The sequence below is a fragment of the Streptomyces sp. NPDC001744 genome (assembly GCF_042892575.1).
In the GTDB taxonomy this organism is placed as follows: Bacteria; Actinomycetota; Actinomycetes; order Streptomycetales; family Streptomycetaceae; genus Streptomyces.
Window position 1 is genome coordinate 123,059 of sequence record NZ_JBIAUG010000006.1, and the last position, 22,354, is coordinate 145,412.

At 72.6% G+C, this 22,354-nt stretch carries 17 protein-coding genes; 6 read left to right on the forward strand and 11 right to left on the reverse strand.

Annotation, left to right across the window (positions count from 1 at the left end):
• The 5 genes from ACFYZY_RS09910 to ACFYZY_RS09930 form a co-directional block, all read right to left on the reverse strand.
• The gene (locus ACFYZY_RS09910; RefSeq protein WP_388691628.1) at positions 1-933 is read right to left on the reverse strand and encodes a branched-chain amino acid ABC transporter permease; all 933 of its coding nucleotides are present in this window, start codon (positions 931-933) and stop codon (positions 1-3) included.
• A gap of 113 nt (positions 934-1,046) precedes the next feature.
• Positions 1,047-2,291 carry a branched-chain amino acid ABC transporter substrate-binding protein gene (locus ACFYZY_RS09915; RefSeq protein ID WP_388691630.1) on the reverse strand — a complete coding sequence of 415 codons (1,245 nt, stop codon included), beginning with the start codon at positions 2,289-2,291 and terminating at the stop codon, positions 1,047-1,049.
• Positions 2,292-2,785: 494 nt separating this feature from the next.
• Positions 2,786-3,166, reverse strand: a complete 381-nt coding sequence (locus ACFYZY_RS09920) for a hypothetical protein (RefSeq protein ID WP_388691632.1) — start codon at positions 3,164-3,166, stop codon at positions 2,786-2,788.
• A 296-nt stretch (positions 3,167-3,462) separates the two neighbouring features.
• Complete coding sequence (locus ACFYZY_RS09925; RefSeq protein WP_388691635.1) at positions 3,463-3,966, reverse strand: PaaI family thioesterase; 504 nt, start codon at positions 3,964-3,966, stop codon at positions 3,463-3,465.
• A 60-nt stretch (positions 3,967-4,026) separates the two neighbouring features.
• The gene (locus ACFYZY_RS09930; RefSeq protein WP_388691637.1) at positions 4,027-6,309 is read right to left on the reverse strand and encodes an FdhF/YdeP family oxidoreductase; all 2,283 of its coding nucleotides are present in this window, start codon (positions 6,307-6,309) and stop codon (positions 4,027-4,029) included.
• 122 nt (positions 6,310-6,431) lie between these two features.
• On the opposite strand from ACFYZY_RS09930, the gene polA reads away from it, so the two are divergent.
• A complete protein-coding gene (gene polA / locus ACFYZY_RS09935; RefSeq protein WP_388691640.1) occupies positions 6,432-9,143 on the forward strand; it encodes a DNA polymerase I in 2,712 nt (903 codons plus the stop codon).
• A gap of 83 nt (positions 9,144-9,226) precedes the next feature.
• On the opposite strand, the gene ACFYZY_RS09940 is transcribed toward polA, so the two are convergent.
• Positions 9,227-10,123: a DUF4184 family protein gene (locus tag ACFYZY_RS09940; RefSeq protein ID WP_388691643.1), complete on the reverse strand. Its 897-nt coding sequence runs from the start codon at positions 10,121-10,123 to the stop codon at positions 9,227-9,229.
• Between the two features lie 317 nt (positions 10,124-10,440).
• Here ACFYZY_RS09940 and ACFYZY_RS09945 point away from each other — a divergent pair, with 317 nt between their 5' ends.
• Positions 10,441-12,312: a lytic transglycosylase domain-containing protein gene (locus ACFYZY_RS09945; protein WP_388691646.1), complete on the forward strand. Its 1,872-nt coding sequence runs from the start codon at positions 10,441-10,443 to the stop codon at positions 12,310-12,312.
• Between the two features lie 392 nt (positions 12,313-12,704).
• Here the strand turns inward: ACFYZY_RS09945 and hrpB are convergent, their stop codons facing one another.
• Positions 12,705-15,263 (reverse strand): ATP-dependent helicase HrpB, encoded by a 2,559-nt coding sequence (gene hrpB, locus ACFYZY_RS09950; RefSeq protein WP_388691649.1) that lies wholly within the window; start codon positions 15,261-15,263, stop codon positions 12,705-12,707.
• A 120-nt stretch (positions 15,264-15,383) separates the two neighbouring features.
• A complete protein-coding gene (locus ACFYZY_RS09955; protein ID WP_388691651.1) occupies positions 15,384-16,232 on the reverse strand; it encodes a class I SAM-dependent methyltransferase in 849 nt (282 codons plus the stop codon).
• Positions 16,233-16,578: 346 nt separating this feature from the next.
• Between ACFYZY_RS09955 and rpsA the strand changes: the two genes are divergently transcribed.
• Positions 16,579-18,087: a 30S ribosomal protein S1 gene (gene rpsA, locus ACFYZY_RS09960; protein ID WP_053648865.1), complete on the forward strand. Its 1,509-nt coding sequence runs from the start codon at positions 16,579-16,581 to the stop codon at positions 18,085-18,087.
• 143 nt (positions 18,088-18,230) lie between these two features.
• On the opposite strand, the gene ACFYZY_RS09965 is transcribed toward rpsA, so the two are convergent.
• Positions 18,231-19,178, reverse strand: coding sequence for a right-handed parallel beta-helix repeat-containing protein (locus tag ACFYZY_RS09965; protein ID WP_388691654.1), 948 nt, complete (start codon positions 19,176-19,178; stop codon positions 18,231-18,233).
• Between the two features lie 222 nt (positions 19,179-19,400).
• Here ACFYZY_RS09965 and ACFYZY_RS09970 point away from each other — a divergent pair, with 222 nt between their 5' ends.
• The 3 genes from ACFYZY_RS09970 (at position 19,401) to ACFYZY_RS09980 (ending at position 21,502) form a co-directional block, all read left to right on the forward strand.
• Positions 19,401-20,339, forward strand: coding sequence for a PAC2 family protein (locus ACFYZY_RS09970; protein WP_388691656.1), 939 nt, complete (start codon positions 19,401-19,403; stop codon positions 20,337-20,339).
• A 31-nt stretch (positions 20,340-20,370) separates the two neighbouring features.
• Positions 20,371-20,994 (forward strand): dephospho-CoA kinase, encoded by a 624-nt coding sequence (gene coaE / locus ACFYZY_RS09975; protein ID WP_388691659.1) that lies wholly within the window; start codon positions 20,371-20,373, stop codon positions 20,992-20,994.
• 139 nt (positions 20,995-21,133) lie between these two features.
• The gene (locus ACFYZY_RS09980) at positions 21,134-21,502 is read left to right on the forward strand and encodes a tetratricopeptide repeat protein (RefSeq protein WP_388691661.1); all 369 of its coding nucleotides are present in this window, start codon (positions 21,134-21,136) and stop codon (positions 21,500-21,502) included.
• A 57-nt stretch (positions 21,503-21,559) separates the two neighbouring features.
• On the opposite strand, the gene ACFYZY_RS09985 is transcribed toward ACFYZY_RS09980, so the two are convergent.
• Together ACFYZY_RS09985 and ACFYZY_RS09990 are read right to left on the reverse strand one after the other, a co-directional pair.
• A complete protein-coding gene (locus ACFYZY_RS09985; RefSeq protein ID WP_388691663.1) occupies positions 21,560-21,844 on the reverse strand; it encodes a DUF6343 family protein in 285 nt (94 codons plus the stop codon).
• Between the two features lie 110 nt (positions 21,845-21,954).
• Positions 21,955-22,290 (reverse strand): hypothetical protein, encoded by a 336-nt coding sequence (locus ACFYZY_RS09990; RefSeq protein ID WP_388691666.1) that lies wholly within the window; start codon positions 22,288-22,290, stop codon positions 21,955-21,957.
• Positions 22,291-22,354 lie beyond the last annotated feature (64 nt).

The following is a 22,354-nucleotide window of genomic DNA, read 5'->3' on the forward strand; positions in this document are numbered from 1 at the left end:
TCACGCCCTGTCCGCGACGCGTTCGCCGAGCAGGCCCTGGGGCCGCACGAGGAGTACGAGGATGAGGAGGACGAAGGCCCAGACGTTGGCCCAGGCGCCGCCGCCGAGCTGCTGCATGCCGGGTACGTCCTCGATGTAGGCGATCGAGAGGGATTCGGCGATGCCGAGGACGACGCCGCCGACCATGGCGCCGTAGATGTTGCCGATGCCGCCGAGGACGGCGGCGGTGAAGGCCTTGAGTCCGAGGATGAAGCCCATCTCGAAGTTGATCTGGCCCTTGTCGACGCCGTAGGCGACGGCGGCGACGGCGGCGAACGCGGCGCCGATGGCGAAGGCCATGACGATGATGCGGTCGGTGTTGATGCCCATGAGCTTGGCGGTGTCGGGGTCCTGTGCGGTGGCCTGCATGGCGCGGCCGCTGCGGCTCTTGGAGACGAAGACGCCGAGGGCGAGCATGCACAGGGGGGCGAGGACGAGGACGAAGGCGTCGGCGCGCTGGATGGAGAGGTTGCCGGCGATCTGGAAGGAGTCGCCCTTGAACTCGGGGAAGCTGACGGCCTTCTTGGCGTCGGGGTAGAACTGCCAGACCAGCTGCTGGAGGGCGATGGACAGGCCGATCGCGGTGATGAGCGGGGCCAGTCGGGGGGCGCCGCGCAGCGGGCGGTAGGCGAAGCGTTCGGCGGCGGTGGCGACGGCCACGGAGGCTATCGCGCCACCGACGATCATGAGCGGTATCGCCACCAGCAGGGACGTTCCGCTCGGCAGAGCGGTGTAGGTGGTGAGGGCGCCGAAGCCCCCGATCATGAAGATCTCGCCGTGGGCGAAGTTGATGAGCTGGACGATGCCGTAGACCATGGTGTACCCGATGGCGATGAGGCCATAGAGGGCACCGAGGGCCAGGCCGTTGGCCAGCTGTTGCGGCAGTTCGTTCACCGCAGGCCTCCGATGAGCTTGTCGGATATGACTCCGCGCGAGGGCGCTGTTTGCGCCCGCGCGCGGTTCGGTTCAGGTGGTGCGGGGTTCCCGGTGGGGTGCCGGGTGGGGGTTTACTGGTTGAAGGTGTCGCTCTTGACGTCGGTCCACTTGCCGCCCTCGACCTTGTAGACCGTGAGCTGCTTGTTGGTGGTGTCGCCGTACTCGTCGAAGGCGACCTTGCCGGTCACGCCGTCGAAGGCGACCTTGCCGAGGGCTTCGGTGACCTTGGCGCGGGCGTCGGTGGGGACCTTGCCGCCGTTGGCGGCGACGACGGCCTTGACGGCCTGGACGATGGCCCAGCCGGCGTCGTAGGAGTAGCCGCCGTAGGCCGCGTAGGGGTCCTTGTAGCCGCCGGCGTTGTAGTCCGCGATGAACTTCTTGGCGGTGTCGAGCTTTTCGACGGGGTAGCCGATGGAGGTGGCGAGGTCGCCGTCGTTGGTTTCGGCGGAGGCGCTGATGAAGGCCGGGTCGTAGAGGCCGTCGCCGCCCATGACGGGGATCTTGGCGCCGGTCTTCTTGATCTGGTCGGAGAGGAGGCCGCCCTCGGGGTACTGGCCGCCGAAGTAGACGGAGTCGGCGCCGGAGGTCTTGACCTTGTCGGCGGTGGCGGAGAAGTCGGTCTCCTTGACGGTGACGTGGTCGGTGCCGACGACCTGGCCGCCGAGGCGCTTGAACTCGTCGCTGAAGATGGCGGCGAGGCCGGCGCCGTAGGTCTGCTTGTCGTCGACGACGTAGACCTTCTTCTTGCCGGCGTCCTTGAAGAGGTACTGGGCGGCGAACTTGCCCTGGACGACGTCGGTGGCGGCGGTGCGGAAGTAGGTCTTGAAGGGGCGCTTCTTCTCGCCCTTGCCCCAGTTGTCGCCCTGGCTGAGGGCGGGGTTGGTGTTGGCGGGGGAGACCTGGGCGAGGTTGGCGGCGGCGAAGACGCCCTGCATCTGCTGGGAGACGCCGGAGTTCAGGGGGCCGACGACGCCGAGGACGTCCTTGTTGCCGACCAGTTTGGTGGCGTTGGCCTGGCCGGAGGCGGGGACGGCCTGGTCGTCGAGGGCTTCGATCTTGAAGGTGACGCCGGGGACTTCGTTGTTCTTGTTGGCGGTCTTGACCGCGAGGTCCACGGAGTTCTTGATGCCCTGGCCGAGGGCGGAGAGGGAGCCGGTCAGGGGGGCGTCGACGCCGATGACGACGGTCGTGGTGTTGCCGCCGCCGCCGTTTCCGTCGCCGGCGCCGCCCTTGTCGTCGCGCGAACCACATGCGGTGAGGGTGAGCGCTCCGGTGGTGAGCACACTGGTGAGGATGAGCAGTGAACGGTGTCGCACGAAGAATCCTTTCCCTGGCGCGGCCCCCTCGAGCTGAGGCGGTGCCGTGAAGCTGTGGAGCTGGAGGTGCCGTTTTCCGTGCCGGGCCGTACTGGATCGAGTGGGGCCGTGCAATGGGGGCGCCCGGCGGCGCGGTGACTGGCCGTGACTCTAGGCGCAGGTGGGGAGGGTCGGGGAGCGCAGGGGTCAGGATGTGACTGTCTTGTTATGCCGAGGGGCGGATGCCGTGTGTGGCGGGTGGGCAAACCCGGGCACAGTGGTCGGTAGCGCGGTGTTCACATGGTGAGAATTCCCAGTTCCGCTAAGGGGCTTGAGAGGATCATGCTCCTGTCGGCGCGGTGCGGGGGCTCTCCGGATATCGGACACGGGTCTTTCCGTGAGCGGACGGAGGGGGTGGTCGGGGTGGGCGCTCCGGACACTGCGCATCAGTTACGCAGAGTGAGGGCGGTGGTGGCCGAGATCGTTCGTCCGGTCCGCCGGTCCGGGCGCTCCGGTCACGGCCGCCAGTTCTCCGAGCTCCTCGTCGCGCCCTTCGTCTCCTCGCAGCGCCGTCGTGATTCCCGGGCGGCGAGGGCGGAGGCGGCCCGGCGTCCCGCCCGTCGTTCCTCGGCGCGGGCGGCCGCGAGCACGTCGTCGTGGATCTCGTACTGCTCGTTGGAGAGGCCCTTCTGTTCCCAGTCGAGCCCCGCCCACGGGCTGCCTTCCAGTGCCTTCTCGACCCAGTACGAGACGAGATCCGCGCAGATGTCCTCGGGGGTCCTGGCGGGGGGTGCGGACGGTTCGGGCGTGCCGCAGCCGCCGGCCGGGAGGAGGACGCAGGCGGTCAGGAGCGCGGCGAGCGCGGTCGTGGCGGTGCGGGGCCGCCCGCCGTTCACGGGAGGGGGGCGTGCGGGGCCGGGAGGGCGGGGGCGCCGGTCGGTTGCGGCCGGTATGCGTCGTCGTCGGTGTGACAGGGCGTGTCGTCCGTGACGGGTGTGGGGGCCGGTGCGTGGGCGGGGCGTGCGGTGGCCATGTCGGACTCCTCGGTGGGAGCGGTGCCGGTGTTCCCCGGCGGGAGGTCCGCCAGTGAAGCGCTCGCGGCGGCCGGGGGCAAGGGGGCGGACGCGCCGGCGGGGGCGGCGCTTTCGCGCGCCGCCCCCGCCGGTTCCGTTCTGGGCTCCGTGGTTCGCGTTCAGGAGCCGTTCGGCCGGTCCGTCCCGGGGAGGGCGTCGGCGTCCTTGGGGGTGATCTCGCGGAGCATGCAGGTCAGTCGTGCCGAGCAGACCCGCCGGTCCTGCTCGTCGGTGATCACGATCTCGTACGTGGCGGTGGACCGTCCGCGGTGCAGGGGGGTGGCCACGCCGGTCACGAGACCGCTGCGGACTCCGCGGTGGTGGGTGCAGTTGAGGTCGACGCCGACGGCGATCCGGGAGGTGCCGCCGTGCAGCATCGCTCCGACGGAACCCAGCGTCTCGGCGAGCACCGCCGACGCGCCGCCGTGCAGCAGTCCGTACGGCTGGGTGTTGCCCTCCACCGGCATGGTGCCCACGACCCGTTCGGCCGACGCCTCCAGGATCTGCACGCCCATCCGGTTGCCGAGGTGTCCGGCGGAGAAGAGGGCGGGGAGGTCGACGCCCAGGGCCGCGTACTCGTCGATGACCTCCTGCGGGAACTTCACGTGCTGCTGTTCACCCATGGCCCGGCTCCGTTCGTCCTTGTGCGGCTGTTGCTCGCGCGATTCCGCCTAAGCGCTTGCTCAGGTGGAAGGGGATTGTTCCAGACGGACGATCACGGACTTGCTCGCGGGGGTGTTGCTGACGTCCGCCGTCGACTCCAGCGGCACGAGGACGTTCGTCTCCGGGTAGTAGGCGGCCGCGCACCCCCGGGGCGTCGGGTAGTGCACCACCCGGAACCCGGGCGCCCGCCGCTCGCTGCCGTCCGTCCACTCGCTCACCAGGTCCGCGTACGCCCCGTCGGAGAGGCCGGCCGCCGCCGCGTCCTCGGGGTGCACGAGGACGACCCGGCGGCCCCCCTTGATGCCCCGGTAACGGTCGTCCAGGCCGTAGATCGTGGTGTTGTACTGGTCGTGCGAGCGCAGCGTCTGGAGGAGCAGCCGGCCCTCCGGCACCCTCGGGTACTCGACGGGCGCGGCCGTGAAGTTCGCCTTCCCGGTCCTCGTCGGGAAGCGGCGCTCGTCGCGCGGGGCGTGCGGCAGCGCGAAGCCGCCCGGGTTCGCCGCGAGCCGCGCGTTGAAGTCCTCGAAGCCGGGCACGACGCGCGCGATGCGGTCCCTGACGCGGGCGTAGTCGGCCTCGAACTCCTCCCAGGGCGTGGCCGAGGCGTCGCCGAGGACGGCCCGCGCCATCCGTGCCACGATCGCGGGCTCCGACAGCAGGTGCGGGCTCGCCGGGGGCAGGTTTCCCCGGGAGGCGTGCACCAGGCCCATCGAGTCCTCGACCGTGACGAACTGCCGTCCGCCCTTCTGGACGTCCTTGTCGGTGCGGCCGAGGGTGGGCAGGATCAGCGCGCGCGTGCCCGTGACCGCGTGCGAGCGGTTCAGCTTCGTGGAGACGTGGACGGTCAGCCGGGCCCGGCGCATCGCGGCCTCGGTCACCTCCGTGTCGGGCGTCGCCGCCACGAAGTTGCCGCCCATCGCGAAGAACACCTTCGCCTCGCCGTCGCGCAGCGCCTGGATGGAGCGCACCACGTCGAAGCCGTGGTGGCGCGGCGAGACGATCCCGAACTCCTTGTCGAGGGCGTCGAGGAAGGCGGGCGCGGGGCGTTCGAAGATGCCCATCGTGCGGTCGCCCTGCACGTTCGAATGGCCGCGCACCGGGCACACGCCCGCGCCCGGCCGCCCGATGGCGCCGCGCAGCAGCAGGAGGTTGACCACCTCGCGGATGGTCGGGACGGAGTGCTTGTGCTGGGTGAGGCCCATGGCCCAGCAGACGACCGTCCGCTCCGAGGCGAGGACCATCTCCAGGGCCCGTTCGATCTCGGAGCGCTCCAGGCCGGTCGCCGCCAGGGTCTCGTCCCAGTCGGCCTCCGCCGCGGCCGCGGCGAACTCCTCGTACCCGTGGGTGTGCTCGCGGACGAAGTCCTCGTCGACGGCTCCCGGGGTGGCCAGGACCAGCTTGTTGAGGAGGCGGAAGAGGGCCTGGTCGCCGCCGATCCGGATCTGGAGGAAGAGGTCGGTGAGGGCGGTGCCCCGGAGCATGCCCCGGGGGGTCTGCGGGTTCTTGAACCGCTCCAGGCCGGCTTCGGGCAGGGGGTTCACCGAGATGATCCGGGCGCCCGCGGCCTTCGCCTTCTCCAGGGCGGACAGCATCCGGGGGTGGTTGGTCCCCGGGTTCTGTCCGGCCACGACGATCAGGTCCGCCCGGTGCAGGTCCTCCAGGGTGACGCTGCCCTTGCCGACGCCGAGGGTCTCCGTCAGGGCCGAACCCGAGGACTCGTGGCACATGTTGGAGCAGTCGGGCAGGTTGTTGGTGCCGAACTCGCGGGCGAAGAGCTGGAGCAGGAAGGCGGCCTCGTTGCTGGTGCGGCCCGAGGTGTAGAAGAGGGCCTCGTCCGGGGAGTCCAGGGCCCGCAGCTCCTCCGCGAGGATCCCGAAGGCCCGCTCCCAGGTCACCGGCTCGTACCGGTCGCCGCCCTCCGGGAGGAGCATCGGCTGTGTGATGCGGCCCTGCTGCCCCAGCCAGTACCCGCTGCGCTCCGCCAGGTCCGCCACCGGGTGCGCGGCGAAGAACTCCGGGGTGACCCGGCGCAGCGTCGCCTCCTCGGCGACCGCCTTCGCGCCGTTCTCGCAGAACTCCGCGACGTGCCGCTCGTCCCCCTCGGGCCAGGCGCAGCCCGGACAGTCGAATCCGTTCTTCTGGTTGACCCCGAGGAGGGTCCGCGCGGTGCGCAGGACCCCCATCTGCTCCCGGGCGATCCGCAGGGTGTGTCCGACGGCGGGCAGCCCGGCGGCGGCGTGCTGCGGCGGCGTGACCTGCGGTGCGTCCTGGACCGGGTCACCGGCCGGCGGCTTGCTGACCATCGCGCTCTCCCTCGGGCGATCCATCCTGCGGGGTACGCCCCGATCCTGTCACGGGGCACCGGCGGCCCGGCACCCCGGCCGGTGGGGGCGGGATTGTCGGTGGGCCGTGGCAGGATCGTCCCGTGGCCCAGACAGCATCGAAGAAGACCGCAGACCCCCGCCCCCGCCTGCTCCTCATGGACGGGCACTCGCTCGCGTACCGGGCGTTCTTCGCGCTGCCCGTGGAGAACTTCACCACCGCGACCGGACAGCCGACGAACGCGATCTACGGGTTCGCCTCGATGCTGGCGAACACGCTGCGCGACGAGGCGCCCACCCACTTCGCGGTCGCGTTCGACGTGTCCCGGCAGACCTGGCGGTCCGAGGAGTTCCCTGAGTACAAGGCGAACCGTTCGAAGACGCCCGACGAGTTCAAGGGGCAGGTCGAGCTGATCGGCGAGCTGCTCGACGCGATGAACGCGCCGCGCTTCGCCGTCGACGGCTTCGAGGCCGACGACGTCATCGCCACCCTCGCCACGCAGGCCGAGGCCGAGGGCTTCGACGTCCTCGTCGTCACCGGCGACCGGGACTCCTTCCAGCTGGTCACCGACCACGTCACCGTGCTCTACCCGACCAAGGGCGTCTCCGAGCTGACCCGCTTCACCCCGGAGAAGGTCCAGGAGAAGTACGGTCTGTCGCCTTCGCAGTACCCCGACTTCGCGGCCCTGCGCGGCGACCCGTCGGACAACCTGCCCGGCATTCCCGGCGTCGGCGAGAAGACCGCCGCCAAGTGGATCACCCAGTTCGGCTCCTTCGCCGAGCTGGTGGAGCGCGCCGACGAGGTCAAGGGCAAGGCCGGGCAGAACTTCCGCGACCACCTGGAGTCGGTCAAGCTCAACCGCCGCCTGACCGAGATGGTCCGCGACGTCGAGCTGCCGAAGGCCGTGGCCGACCTCGCCCGCGAGCCGTACGACCGCGCGGCGGTCGCCCTCGTCCTGGACACCCTGGAGATCCGCAACCCCTCGCTGCGCGAGCGGCTCCTGGCGGTCGACCCGGGCGCGGGCGAGGAGGCCGCGCCGGCCCCGGCGGCGGGCGTCGAGCTCGACGCCTCCGTCCTCTCCGCCGGCGAGCTGGCCCCCTGGCTCGCCGAGCACGGCACCGAGCCCCTCGGCATCGCCACCGTCGACAGCTGGGCCCTGGGCACCGGCAGCGTCAGCGAGGTCGCCCTGGCCGCCGCCGGGGGGGCCGCCGCCTGGTTCGATCCCAGTGAGATCGACGAGGCCGACGAGCGGGCCTGGGCCGCGTGGATCTCCGACCCCGACCGGCCCAAGGTCATGCACAACGCCAAGGGCGCCATGCGGGTCTTCCCGGAGCACGGCTGGAGCGTCGCGGGCGTCACCATGGACACCGCCCTCGCCGCCTACCTCGTCAAGCCCGGCCGGCGTTCCTTCGCCCTCGACGCGCTCTCCGTCGAGTACCTCGGCCGCGAGCTGGCCCCGGCCGCCGCCGCGGACGGGCAGCTCGCCTTCGGCGCCGAGGACACCGCGGAGGCCGAGGCCCTCATGTCCCAGGCCCGTGCCGTCCTCGACCTCGGCGGGGCCTTCGACGAGCGGCTCGGCGAGGTCGGGGCCAGGGAACTGCTCCACGAGGTCGAGCTGCCCACCTCCGCCCTCCTCGCCCGTCTGGAGCGGCACGGCATCGCCGCCGACCGCGAGCACCTGGAGGCGATGGAGCAGCAGTTCGCCGGCGCCGTCCAGCAGGCCGTGAAGGAGGCCCACGCCTCCGTCGGCCACGAGTTCAACCTCGGCTCGCCCAAGCAGCTCCAGGAGGTCTTCTTCGGCGAGCTGAACCTCCCGAAGACCAAGAAGACCAAGACCGGGTACACGACCGACGCCGACGCGCTCGCCTGGCTGGCCGGCCAGACCGAGCACGAGCTGCCCGTGATCATGCTCCGTCACCGCGAGCAGGCCCGGCTCCGCTCCACCGTCGAGGGCCTGATCAAGACCGTCGCCGCCGACGGCCGCATCCACACCACCTTCAGCCAGACCGTCGCCGCCACCGGCCGTCTCTCCTCCACCGACCCGAACCTGCAGAACGTGCCGGTGCGCACCGACGAGGGCCGGGCCATCCGGCACGGCTTCGTCGTCGGCGAGGGCTTCGAGGCGCTGATGACCGCCGACTACAGCCAGATCGAACTGCGCGTCATGGCCCACCTCTCCGAGGACGAGGGCCTGCTCGACGCCTTCACCTCCGGCGAGGACCTGCACACCACCGTCGCCTCCCAGGTCTTCGGCGTCGAGCGGTCCGCCGTGGACGCCGAGATGCGCCGCAAGATCAAGGCCATGTCGTACGGCCTGGCCTACGGCCTCTCCGCCTTCGGCCTCGCCCAGCAGCTGACCATCGACCCGGCCGAGGCCCGCGTCCTGATGGAGACCTACTTCGAGCGCTTCGGCGGGGTGCGGGACTACCTGCGCCGGGTCGTCGACGAGGCCCGCGCCACCGGGTACACCGAGACGATGCTGGGCCGCCGCCGCTACCTGCCCGACCTCAACAGCGACAACCGGCAGCGTCGCGAGGCCGCCGAGCGGATGGCGCTCAACGCCCCCATCCAGGGCACGGCCGCCGACATCGTGAAGGTCGCCATGCTGAACGTGGACCGGGCGCTGACGGAGGCGGGCCTCGCCTCCCGGATGCTCCTCCAGGTCCACGACGAGATCGTGCTCGAACTCGCTCCCGGCGAGCGCGAGCAGGTCGAGGCGCTGGTCCGCGAGCAGATGTCCGGCGCGGCCGAACTGCGCGCCCCGCTCGACGTCTCCGTCGGCGTCGGCCGGGACTGGGACTCCGCCGCGCACTGACACCGCCGCACGGCCCCGCCCCGTTCCGCTCCGTTCCGTCCCTGGCGCCGGACGAGGGACGGGGCGGGGCCGGTCCGGAGCGGTCAGCGCGATTCCTGACGAGAACGCTCCGGCCGGGGCGCCCGGTCCTCGCCCTCCGGGCCGGGACGGTCGGCGTGATCCCCGGCCGGGGCGGGCGACGGCCCCAGCAGCCGCGCGCCCGCCCCGTACAGCACGAGACCGGCGGCGAGTCCGGCGCCGGCTCCGAAGCACGCCGTCGGAATGATGTCCAGGGGCGTCTCGATCCGGTCCCAGCCCCAGTACGCGGCCCAGCGCAGCACCCGGTGGGCGATTCCGGCGAGGACGCAGGCGCCGATGAGCCCGGCCGCGACGAGCCGCCCGCGGCGGCCCGGGACGGGCACCCGGGACGGCAGTTCCACCGGCGCGACGGAACGCAGCGCCCGGACCGTGAACCAGCCGAGCAGCCCCAGGGCCAGCGCCGAACTCCCGTACTGGACGTAGAGGTAGAACGGGAAGCCGGCCACGACCTCGGCGAGCAGGGGGACGGCCCGGGTGCCCCAGCGGTCGAGATGGGTGAATGAGTCCCACAGCACATGGGTCGTGGCGCCGAGGACGGCCGACAGGAAGAACCACCCGGCGAGCGCGGCCGGACGCGGGTCCCGCCGGGGGCGGCCCGCGACGAGTCCGTACACCGTGCCCCGCCACCGGGCGGGCAGCAGCGCCGTGAGCGGTTCGCGCACGGTCAGCCACAGGGCGAGGAGTACGGCGGTGATCAGCACGTCGGCCGTGACGATCCCGGCGGGGGAGTGCGTGACGTCCCCGAAGGCCATCGCGCCGGGGAACACCGTGGCGGCGAAGTAGGTCGTGTCGGGCGCGAAGGAACCCGCGACGAGGGCGGACGCGACCAGTGGTCCGCGCGCCGTTCCGTTCCGGCGCAGTCCGGGCAGGACGGCGGCGGCATGGCTCAGTGTGAACGGCAAGGCGGGCTCCCGGAGTTCCGGTGGTGGCGGCCGCGGCGAACGACGGCCGCGGCCGCGGCGAACGACAGGCGGCGGTTTCCGGTCGCCGACTGTCGATCTCTGGTTGGCGGTTGTCGGTACATGATCGGTTGCAGTACAAGAGGAGCCGGACCCTCCTCCCGGTTCCCGCCCCGTCCGGCCGGGCGGGGCCGGAGAGGTGACGAAAGCGTGAAACCCGGTTACGCACCGGTAGGCGTCGGTCCGGACTTGGCATAGGGTCGCCGGAGGCCACGCGCGGGGAGCGCGGAACCGTAGTCGACGGGGAGGGGACGAAGAACATGACGGAGCGCATCGGACGCCGGCTGCGCAGGGGGGCCACCAGTGGAGCGGTGGTGGCCGCGGCGGTCGCCGCACTCGCCGCCTCACAGGCGCCGGAGGCCGCTCCGCCGGCCACGGACAACGCGAGTGGTGACCGGGCCATCGGTGCCGGCGACTCCGTCCAGCCGTCCGGTGACGGCTCCGCGACCGGCGGTTCGCCGTACTACACGGACCTGCCGCCGCTGAACACCCCGAACAAGCCCGGGGCGACCCCCGGGGCGGGCACCGTCCTGCCGGTGATCACCGGACCGGCCGAGGCCGGCATACCCGCGACCGTCCTCTCCGCCTACAAGCGGGCCGAGCAGTCGATCCGCTCGACCGATCCGGGCTGCAACCTGCCGTGGCAGCTGCTCGCCGGCATCGGCAAGGTCGAGTCCGGGCAGGCGGGCGGCGGCCGGGTCGACGCCAACGGCACGACCCTCTCGCCGATCCTCGGTCCCGTCCTCAACGGCGTCGGTTTCGCCAACATCTCCGACACCGACCGGGGCGCGTACGACAACGACACCCTCCACGACCGCGCCGTCGGCCCGATGCAGTTCATCCCGTCCACCTGGGCCACGTGGGGCCAGGACGCCAACGGCGACGGGAAGAAGGACCCGAACAACATCTACGACGCGGCGCAGGCCGCCGGTCTCTACCTGTGCGCCAACGACCGCAACCTCGCGCTCAAGGCCGACCTCGACCGGGCGGTCCTCAGCTACAACCGCTCGACGGAGTACCTGAACACGGTCCTGTCCTGGGTCGAGTACTACAAGCGCGGCACCCACCAGGTCCCGGACGGCACGGGAGTGCTGCCGGTCGACCGCAGCGACAACGGCGGCAGCCGTCCGCCCTTCACCACGCCGTTCTCGCCCGCCCCGACGACTCCCGCGCCCCGGCCGGGCACCCAGACGCCGAAGCCGTCCGTGCCGGGCGGCCCCGGACCGGCCACCCCGTCGCCCACGAGCCCGGCCAAGCCGCCGGTCGCCCTGCCGGCAGGGCTCCCGGCCGCCAAGGTGACGCGGCTCGCGATCGTGGCCAACGGCCGACTGGCCACGACCACGGACAGCGACTTCACGGGAGCCCCCCGGGTCGCGGCGCTCGACGCCCGGGGCAAGCCGGTCGCCGGGGTGAAGGTCCGCTTCGAGATCGTGGGAACCACCGACGCCCGCTTCTCCGGCGGCGCGGTCACCGCCACCGTCGCCACCACCCCGGCGGGCAACGCCACCTCTCCCGCGCTGCGGGCCGGCGGGAAGACGGGATCGTTCACGGTCCGGGCCACCGTCGTGGGCCGGAACCTGGTCGCCGACTTCGCCGCGACCGTCACGGAGCGGCAGGCGGACGCCCTCACCCTCGTCGGCGACGGCTCCCTGCCGGCCACCACCGGCGGCGTCTTCGACCAGCAGGTGCAGGTCAGGGCCACCAACAAGGGCGCTCTCGCTCCGGGCGTGCTCGTCACCGCGGAGATCGTCACCTCGAAGACGGACCCGAAGCCGAGCACCGACGGTCCGGCCTTCAAGAACACGTCCACCCGTACCGTCACCCTCCCGACCGGCACGGACGGACTCCTCACCTTCGCGAAGGGGTCGCTCCTCGCGGGCGACAAGGCGGGCACGTTCTACCTCAGGCTGACCGCGCGCGGCGGCGGCACCGCCTTCGTCGAACTGACGGTCACCGCGCCCACCCCCACCCCCACCCCCACACCTACGCCCACGCCGACCCCGGAGCCGACGCCTTCGGCCCCCGCGTCGCCCGAGGCCACTTCCTCGCCCGTGGCCGCCCCCTCGCCCGGAGCCACCGCCTCCTCGAAGGTGACCGCCTCACCCAGCTCCACCCCTTCCTCCCCGGGCTGACAACCCGCGCTTCCGCGCCGTGTCCTTCCGCGCCGCCGCCCCGTCCACCCCGGACGGGGCGGCGCTCGCGTTCCCGCCCCGACACGCCTTCTTCCCGCGCCCATGTCACGGGAGCGTCCCGGCGGCCCGACGTTCCCCCGGCCCCTCCTCGGCGCCGGGCCCCGCCCCGGCCCGCCCCGACCGGACTCGCCCTGCCCCAGCCGGCAGGGCCTGCTCCACCCCGGTAGGGCCCTGCCCGCTGTCGGGGGCAGATTCGGCAACGCCCGACCCGGCCGGCCCCGAATTCGGCCGGGTCCAGATCCGCCCGGGTCCAGATCCGGCCAGGCCCAGGTATGACCGGGCCCAGGACCGAACCGCCGGTCACCGTGTCCCTCCGGACACCGCTCCTCCCGTCATCGCGCTCCTCTCAGCCGCGCGCTCGTGTGCCGGGTCGCCGCCGCCGCGGACGGGTCCTCGGGCCACGGGTGCTTCGGGTACCGGCCCCTCAACTCCGCCCGCACCGCCCGGTAGCCGTCCCGCCAGAACGACGCCAGGTCGGCCGTGACCGCCGCGGGCCGCCCGGCGGGGGAGAGGAGGTGGACCAGCACCGGCACCCCCGCCACCCGGGGCGTCTCCGCCAGTCCGAACATCTCCTGGAGCTTCACCGCCAGCACCGGCCGGTCGCCCCCGTACGCGATCCGTATCCGGGACCCGCTCGGCACCTCGATCCGTTCCGGAGCCAGCTCGTCCAGCCGGCCCGCCTCGCCCGACGCCCACGGCAGCAGCCGTCGCAGGGCCTCGCCCGCGTCGATCCGCCCCAGATCGGCGCGCCGCCCCGCCCGTGACAGCTCGGGCTCCAGCCACTCCCCGGCCCGGTCGGTCAGCGCCCCGTCCGACACGTCCGGCCACGGCTCTCCCACCTCCCGGCGGAGGAAGGCCAGCCGCTCGCGCAGCTCCACGGCCTCCCGGCTCCACCGCAGCAGTCCGAGCCCCTCGCGCCGCAGACCGTCGAGGAGCGCCTCCCGGACGAGTGCGGGGTCGGCCTTGGTGCCCAGGGGGCGGACCGTCAGCTCGATCGCGCCCAGCCGGTCCACCGACCGCGCGACCACGTCCCCGTCCTCCCAGCGGACCTCCTCCCCGGTGGACCGCAGATGCCCGGCCGCCCGCCGTGCCACGGCCTCGTCCACCACCGCCGCCAGCCGTACCCGCGCCGTGGCGTCCCGCGCCGTACGGTCCGCCACCGCCACGGCCAGCCACGGCGCGGATCCCAGACCGGAGCCCTCGGCGAGCCGCGCCCCGCTCCCCGACACCATCAGATGACCGCCCTGCTCCCGGGCCCTGGCGACCCGCTCCGGGAAGGCCAGCGCCGTCACCAGACCGGCCACGGCGTCGTCGCTCCTTCCGGCCCCCGGCGCGGAGTCCTGCCCGGGGGCCGCGCCCCCGGCCGCGCCGGCCGCCCGCTCCAGACGGCGGACCTCCGCCCTCCAGCGCGCGCCGTACGCGTCCGAGTCCCGGCGGGCCGCCCGCCAGGCCGCCACCAGATCGTCCCCGTAGTCGCGCGGCGGCTCCTCGCTGAGCAGCGCGACCACCTCGGCGGCCCGCCGTGTCCCGACCTCCGCCGCACCGTCCAGGAGGGCGCGCCCCAACCGGGGGTGGAGCCCGAGCCGGGACAACCGCACCCCCCGGTCGGTGGCCCGGCCCGCCGGATCCACGGCCCCGATCGACCCGAGGACCGCGCGGGCCGCCTCCATAGCCCCGGCCGGCGGCGCGTCGAGGAGCGCGAGCCCCCCGGCCGTCGGGTCGCCCCAGCAGGCGACCCGCAGGGCGAAGTCCGCCAGGTCCGCGACCCTGATCCCGGGGGAGGGAAAGCGCGCCCGGCTGCCGTCCTCCGCCTCCGCCCAGCAGCGGTAGACCACGCCGGGCGCCTCACGTCCCGAGCGGCCGGCCCGCTGGGTCGCCGCCGCCGTCGACACCGGGACCGTCGCCAGCGACCCGAGCCCCCGGGCATGGTCCGTCCGGGGCTCCCGCGCGAGTCCCGAGTCCACCACGACCCGCACCCCCGGAACCGTCAGGCTCGACTCCGCCACCGACGTCGAGAGCACCACCCGGCGCCGCCCGCCCGGACCGGTGCCCCGCAGCACCGCGTCCTGCACCGCCGCCGGAGCCCGCCCGTGCAGCTGGAGCACCTCCGCGTCCAGGCCGGCGAGCAGGCCCGCCGTCCGCGCGATCTCCCCGGTGCCCGGCAGGAAGCAGAGGACGTCGCCCTCGTGCCGCTCCAGGGCGAGCCGGACCGTCGCCGCCACGTGACGCAGCAGTGCCGGGTCCACCCACGTGCCGTGCGCGGGTCTGATCCCGGCGGGCGGCGCGGCGTACCGGACCGCGTACCCGTGCCCCTCGCCCTCGCTCCGCACGATCGGCGCGGGTCCGCTGCCGTCGAGGACCGTGAGCAATTGGGACCACGCCCCGGCGTCGCTCGTCGCCGAGGCCGCGATCAGTTCCAGCTCCGGCCGCAGGGTGGCCCGTACGTCCACCAGGAAGGCCATGGCCGTGTCGGCGTCCAGGTGGCGCTCGTGGCACTCGTCGAGCAGGACCGCGTCGACGCCCGCCAGCTCCGGGTCGCGCTGCAACCGCTGGAGCAGAACGCCCGTGGTGACCACCTCGACCCGGGTGGCGGGGCCGGTCCGCCGCTCGCCGCGCACGGAGAGGCCGACCGCGCCGCCGACCTCCTCGCCGAGCAGCCACGCCATCCGCCGCGCCGCGGCCCGCACCGCCATCCGGCGGGGCTCCGCCACCAGTACTCTCCGCGCCGGACCGTCCCCCGCGAGCCCCGCCAGCACCAGCGGCACCAGCGTCGTCTTGCCGGTGCCGGGAGGGGCGGACAGCACCGCCGCACCGCGCTCCGCGAGCGCCGCGAGCAGCTCGGGGACGGCATGGCGGACGGGGAGACGGTCGAGTACGTCGTTTCGGATCACGCACTCAGTCTCGTACGCGAAGGGAAAGGGCGGGCCCCGCTGTCCACAGGGCCCACCCGTAAGTACGACTTGTATGGTCGACCGTCCTGTGGACAACGGGGCCCGCCCCCGGCCTCACGGCTACTCCGCCCGCTCCGCCCGTTCGCACACGAAGATCGCCGTGCCCGGGATCAGGTTTCCCCGCAGAGGGGACCAGCCGCCCCACTCCTGGCTGTTCCAGGCCGGCCACTCCGGCTCGACCAGGTCCACCAGCCGGAACCCACCGGCCACCACGTCCCGCACCCGGTCCCCGATCGTCCGGTGGTGCTCCACGTACACCGCCCGCCCCTCCTCGTCCTGCTCGACGTACGGCGTGCGGTCGAAGTAGGAGGCCGCGACGGAGAGGCCCTCGGGTCCGGGCTCGTCGGGGAACGCCCAGCGGATCGGGTGCGTCACCGAGAACACCCAGCGGCCGCCCGGCCTCAGCACCCGGCGCACCTCGCGGAACACCCGCACCGGATCGGCGACGAACGGCACCGCCCCGTACGCGGAGCAGGCCAGGTCGAAGGAGCCGTCCCGGAACGGCAGCGCCCCCGCGTCGGCCTCCACCAGCGGCACGTCCCCGCCGATCCGCAGCGCGTGCTGGAGCTGCCGGTGCGAGAGGTCGAGCGCCACCGGCCGCGCCCCCCGGGCCGCCAGCCACCGCGAGCACTGCGCCGCGCCCGCGCCGATCTCCAGGACGTCCAGGCCCTTCAGCGCGTCGGCCGGGCCGAGGAGCCCGGCCTCGGCCTCGTCCAGCCCCTCGGGACCCCACACGAAGCGGTCGTCGCCCAGGAAGGAGCCGTGCTCGTTCTGGTACTCGTCGGCGTTGCGGTCCCACCATCCGCGGCTCGCCCGGCTGCTCTCCGCGTCCCCCGCGTCACGCCGGGTCGCCTCCGCCCCGTCGGCCGCGTCCCCGGTCCCGTCGTCGTGTCCGTGCTCTTGGTTCATCTCGCCCGCCGATGTAGTTTGCGCTCAGTGGCGCCGTGCGGCGGACCCGCCGACACGGCGCGGAAAACCGTGAATGGTGCCGGAGTTGAGCGGTTCTGCCCCGGGTGCGCGCTTCGCGCATTGACCCTGTCCGGCCGCTTCCGTATGCTAAAGGTTGCGCTGCGGGTCTGCGTGCCTCAGACGGAGCAGGCCGCGCTCGTACCTGGTATATGTCCCCTCGGTTTTCGAGGCATCCTCCCGTCCGCGGGAAGGGCGTCTCATTGGCTGTCCGGCTTCTTGGTGCGATACGGGCTCTCGGCGTAGCAGTACCTACGACTTTCTGTCCGTAACCGGAGCCCTTTCCCACATGACGAGCAGCACCGAGACCACCGCCACCACCCCGCAGGTTGCGGTCAACGACATCGGTAACGAGGAAGCCTTCCTCGCCGCGATCGACGAGACGATCAAGTACTTCAACGACGGCGACATCGTCGACGGCGTCATCGTGAAGGTCGACCGGGACGAGGTCCTGCTCGACATCGGTTACAAGACCGAAGGTGTCATCCCGAGCCGCGAGCTCTCGATCAAGCACGACGTCGACCCGAACGAGGTCGTCAAGGTCGGCGACGAGATCGAGGCCCTGGTCCTTCAGAAGGAGGACAAGGAAGGCCGCCTGATCCTCTCGAAGAAGCGTGCCCAGTACGAGCGCGCCTGGGGCACCATCGAGAAGATCAAGGAAGAGGACGGCATCGTCACCGGTACCGTCATCGAGGTCGTCAAGGGTGGTCTCATCCTCGACATCGGCCTCCGCGGCTTCCTCCCGGCCTCCCTGGTCGAGATGCGCCGCGTCCGCGATCTCCAGCCCTACGTGGGCAAGGAGCTCGAGGCGAAGATCATCGAGCTGGACAAGAACCGCAACAACGTGGTCCTGTCCCGCCGTGCCTGGCTGGAGCAGACCCAGTCCGAGGTCCGCCAGACCTTCCTCACGACCCTCCAGAAGGGTCAGGTCCGCTCCGGCGTCGTGTCCTCGATCGTCAACTTCGGTGCCTTCGTGGACCTGGGTGGCGTCGACGGCCTCGTGCACGTCTCCGAGCTGTCCTGGAAGCACATCGACCACCCGTCCGAGGTCGTCGAGGTCGGTCAGGAGGTCACCGTCGAGGTTCTCGACGTGGACATGGACCGCGAGCGCGTCTCCCTGTCGCTGAAGGCGACGCAGGAAGACCCGTGGCAGCAGTTCGCCCGGACCCACCAGATCGGCCAGGTCGTCCCGGGCAAGGTCACCAAGCTGGTTCCGTTCGGTGCGTTCGTCCGCGTGGACGAGGGCATCGAGGGTCTGGTCCACATCTCCGAGCTGGCCGAGCGCCACGTGGAGATCCCGGAGCAGGTCGTCCAGGTCAACGACGAGATCTTCGTCAAGGTCATCGACATCGACCTCGAGCGCCGTCGCATCAGCCTCTCGCTGAAGCAGGCCAACGAGTCCTTCGGTGCCGACCCGGCCTCGGTCGAGTTCGACCCGACCCTGTACGGCATGGCCGCGTCCTACGACGACCAGGGCAACTACATCTACCCCGAGGGCTTCGACCCCGAGACCAACGACTGGCTCGAGGGCTTCGAGACCCAGCGCGAGGCGTGGGAGACCCAGTACGCCGAGGCGCAGTCCCGCTTCGAGCAGCACCAGGCCCAGGTCATCAAGTCCCGCGAGGCCGACGAGGCCGCCGCTGCCGAGGGCGCTGCCGCCCCGGCCGCCGGTGGCAACGCCGGTGCGGGCATCTCGGGTGGTTCGTACTCCTCGGAGTCGGACGACAACTCCGGCGCCCTGGCGTCGGACGAGGCGCTCGCCGCCCTGCGCGAGAAGCTGGCCGGCGGCCAGAGCTGAACAGGCTCTCCGCTGAGCGCTAGCCGCTAGCGAAACGAGGCCCGTTCCCCTCCGGGGGAGCGGGCCTCGTCGTTTTCCGCCCGGCCGGTCCGGGCATCCGGTCCGGCCCGAGCGCCCGGACCGGCCGGGCGTGCGCGGGTGCTTCAGGGGGTGACGGGGATGTTGGTCAGACCGTTACCGCCGATCACCGTGTTCGAGGAGTGGACCGTGGTCACGCACGAACCGCTCCGGTGGGTGACGTTGATCGCGAGCCGCTGCGCCCCGGTCGCGCCCCTGAGGTCCGAGCGGTTGCCCCGGAAGACCGTCCCGCAGCCCCAGCCGCTCTGCTGACTGTGGGTCTCGAAGCCGTTGTTCGTCGTGTTCACCCCGGTGTTGTCCGCCACGAGGACGCCGTTGCCCTTCACGTCGACCCAGGAGTCGTCGTAGTGGACGCCGGTCAGCCCGCGCCCGTCGAAGGTGTTCCCGACGATCTTCGCGCCCGTCGTGCCCTCCTTGATGTCCACGCTCTCACCGCCGACGTCCGGCCCGATGACGTTGTTCAGGATCTGCGCGTTGTCGCTCCTGTCGGTGAGCGCGTTGGCGGTGCCGACGTACACCCCCTCGCCCATGCCCCGTCCGTCGTTCCCGGTGTCGTAGATCCGCGAGTTCTTGAGGACGCCGTTCTTGCTGGAGTTGCGGAAGTGCACCCCCTCCATGTCCAGGCCGTGCACGGTCACCCCGTCGATCACCACGTGGTTCGCGGCGTCGGTCATGATGCCCTTCTGGCCGCCGGTCACCGTGATCCCCTCCACCGTCCAGTAGGAGGCGCCATTGAGGTGCAGCCCGTAGCCGCCCCCGGCGGTCAGCACGGCGCGCGAGGAGCCGGTCAGGGTGATCCGTGCGGAGGAGGTGCCGGGGACGGTGGCCTTGAAGTTGCCCGTGTACGTGCCGTCCGCGAGGTGGATCGTGTCGCCGGGGCGTGCGCCGGCGAGCGCCGTCTTGAGCTGGGCCGCCGTCGTCACCTCGACGGTGGCCGCGACGGCCGGGGCGGGTACGAGCGGGACGGCGAGAAGGGCCGGGAGGAGGGGGAGGAGCAGCGTTCGAGCGCGCATGGGGGGCCTTCCGGTGCAGGAATGGGGGGACGTTCCTGTATGTGCACAAGGATCGGGATGCTGAACGCGGAGCTGTTCCGAGACGGTAGGGAGCCACCCTGTCCGTGTCAAGGTCTGGACCAGTGGCCGGAGTTCGTGCCGTCCCGCGGGAGATCGCGCGCACCGGGAATGGCGGCGCCGCGCGGCACGTTGCCAGAGAGAACACGAGGAGGAGCGGTAACCGTGCTTGATCCCCAGGATTTGTACGAATGGGACCCGAAGGGCCTGGCCGTCGTGGACCTGGCCCTGGCACAGGAGTCGGCCGGACTGGTCATGCTGTACCACTTCGACGGCTACATCGACGCGGGCGAGGCCGGCGGGCAGATCGTCGAGCGCCTGCTCGACACCCTTCCCCACCAGCCGGTGGCCCGTTTCGACCACGACCGGCTCGTGGACTACCGCGCCCGCCGTCCGCTGCTGACCTTCCGGCGCGACCGATGGACCGCGTACGAGACGCCGTCCATCGAGGTCCGCCTCGTGCAGGACGCCACCGGCGCCCCCTTCCTCCTCCTCTCCGGTCCGGAGCCGGACGTGGAATGGGAACGGTTCGCCCTCGCCGTCCGGCAGATCGTCGAGCGCCTCGGTGTGCGCCTCGCCGTCAACTTCCACGGCATCCCCATGGGCGTGCCGCACACCCGCCCGGTCGGGCTCACCCCGCACGGCAGCCGCACCGACCTCATGCCCGGTCATTCCAGCCTCTTCGACGAGGCCCAGGTTCCCGGCAGCGCCGAGTCCCTCGTCGAGTACCGGCTCACGGAGGCCGGTCACGACACCCTCGGAGTCGCGGCCCACGTCCCGCACTACGTGGCCCGTTCGCCGTACCCGGACGCCTCCCTGACGGCCCTCGAAGCCGTCACGGCCGCCACCGGCCTCGTCCTCCCGGGCGTCGCCCACTCCCTGCGGACGGAGGCCCGCCGCACCCAGACCGAGATCGACCGCCAGATCGGGGAGGGCGACGAGGAACTGGTGACGCTCGTGCGGGGCCTTGAGCACCAGTACGACGCGGTGTCCGGCGCCGAGACCCGCGGCAGCCTCGTCGCCGAGCCCGTCGACCTCCCGTCGGCGGACGAGCTCGGCCGCGAGTTCGAGCGCTTCCTCGCGGAGCGGGAGGGCGAGGCGTAGCCCCGCGGGGGCAGGCCCTAAGCTGCCGCTCATGCTGAAGGTGGGCCTGACCGGCGGGATCGGCGCCGGCAAGAGCGAAGTGTCACGGCTGCTCGTGTCGTACGGAGCCGTGCTGATCGACGCGGACCGGATCGCCCGCGAGGTCGTCGAGCCCGGGACCCCGGGGCTCGCGGCCGTCGTGGAGGCGTTCGGCGACGGCGTCCTCACGGAGGCGGGGACGCTCGACCGGCCGAAGCTCGGCTCCGTCGTGTTCGCCGACCCCGACCGCCTGGCCGTCCTCAACGGCATCGTCCACCCCCTGGTCGGAGCCCGGTCGGCGGAGCTGGAGAGCCGGGCGGGCGCGGGCGACGTCGTCGTCCACGACGTACCCCTGCTCGCGGAGAACGGGCTCGCGCCGCTCTACGACCTGGTCGTGGTCGTGGACGCGGCCCCGGAGACCCGGCTCGACCGGCTCGTGCGGATCCGTGGCATGAGCGAGTCCGAGGCGCGGGCCCGGATGGCGTCCCAGGCCACGCGCGCGGAGCGGCTGGCCGTCGCGGACCTCGTGATCGACAACGACGGGCCGCTCGACGCGCTGGAGCCGCAGGTCGAGAAGGTCTGGGAGGAACTGGAACGCCGGGCCGCGTCCGCAGCCCGGACCGATCCTCCTGCCTGACCGCCGCCCTTCGCGGTGCCCGTCCGGCCCGGCGGCCTTCGTCCCGTCCGGCCCGGCGGGCTTCGCGCGGGCGGGGCGGCCGCGGAATGCCGCCACCGGGACCGGTGTTCAACCCCGTGTACGAGGGAAGGATGCCATCGTGGCCGACAGCACCCCGGAAACGCACGTCATCGACTTCCGCGCCGCCGAGCAGTTGCTGGCCGCGCGGGACCCCCGGGGAGCCGTGAAACTGCTGGACTCGGTGATCGCCGCCCACCCCGAGAACACCGCCGCGCGCCTGCTGCGCGCCCGGGCGTTCTTCGCGGCCGCCCAGTTGCGCCCCGCGCAGCTGGAGTTCGAGCTGGTCCTGGAGCGCGAGCCGGACAACGCGTTCGCGCACTTCGCCCTCGGCCGCACCTTCGAACGCTCCGGGCGGACCGCCCAGGCCCTCCGGCACTTCCGTCTCGCCGCCGCGCTCGACCCGAAGCCGGAGTACGTGCGGGCGGCGGGATTCGGCCCGGAGGACTGAGGACCGCCGGGCCCGGGGAGAGCGGGGGAGCCGAGGGCGCGGGCGTGCGCGCGGCGCTCAGCGCCCCTCGCGTCCCGTGCCGGTGCCACCGTGATCGGGATCGTACGGAGGGACGTCCCGCCCCGGCTGCCAGTGCGGGCCCTGGCGCATGTGGCGCACCACGAGGCCCAGGTCGACCAGGACCACCAGGAACAGCACCCCGCAGGCGGCGGCCCAGCCGGGACGCCCCACCAGGACGAACGCGGCCGTGCCGAAGGCCGCCCACAGCAGCCCCCACACGCCCAGCCAGAACCGCATCCGCAGCGGGCTGCGCGCGGTCACCGGCTCGTTCCCGGTCCGCATGGCGGTCACCTCCCCGCCCGGCCCTTCCGGTGCCTTGGTCCTTCCGGTCACTTCCAGGATGGACCCGCCGGGGACGAAAGGGGAAAGGGGCGGGCGCCCCGGCGGACGCCTCAGTGGACGACGGTGTAGCTGCGCCAGGGAGGGGTGCCCGGCACGATCCGGTCACCGCTGCTGGTCGGCAGGTAGGTCGAGTCCTCGCCCCGGCAGTCCCGGGTCTTGTACAGCACGATGTCGACCAGGGTGCCGTTCTCGACCCCGGTCGCGCCGGACGGCGCCAGGCGGTGGCAGCCCTTCACCGAGGGGCTCGTCACCATCACTCCCGCATCGCGTTCCGTCTCGTACGAGATCGTGCCCACGGCGCTGCGGCCGAGGCCCGAGCAGCCGGCGACGGCGAGGGCGAGCAGCACGGCCCCGGTGGCGGTCGTGAGACGCCGGCGAACGGACATGTCGAATCCTCTTCTGTCGGACGAAGACTGCGGGCGGCGGACGGCGGTTCCGCGGGTCCGACCC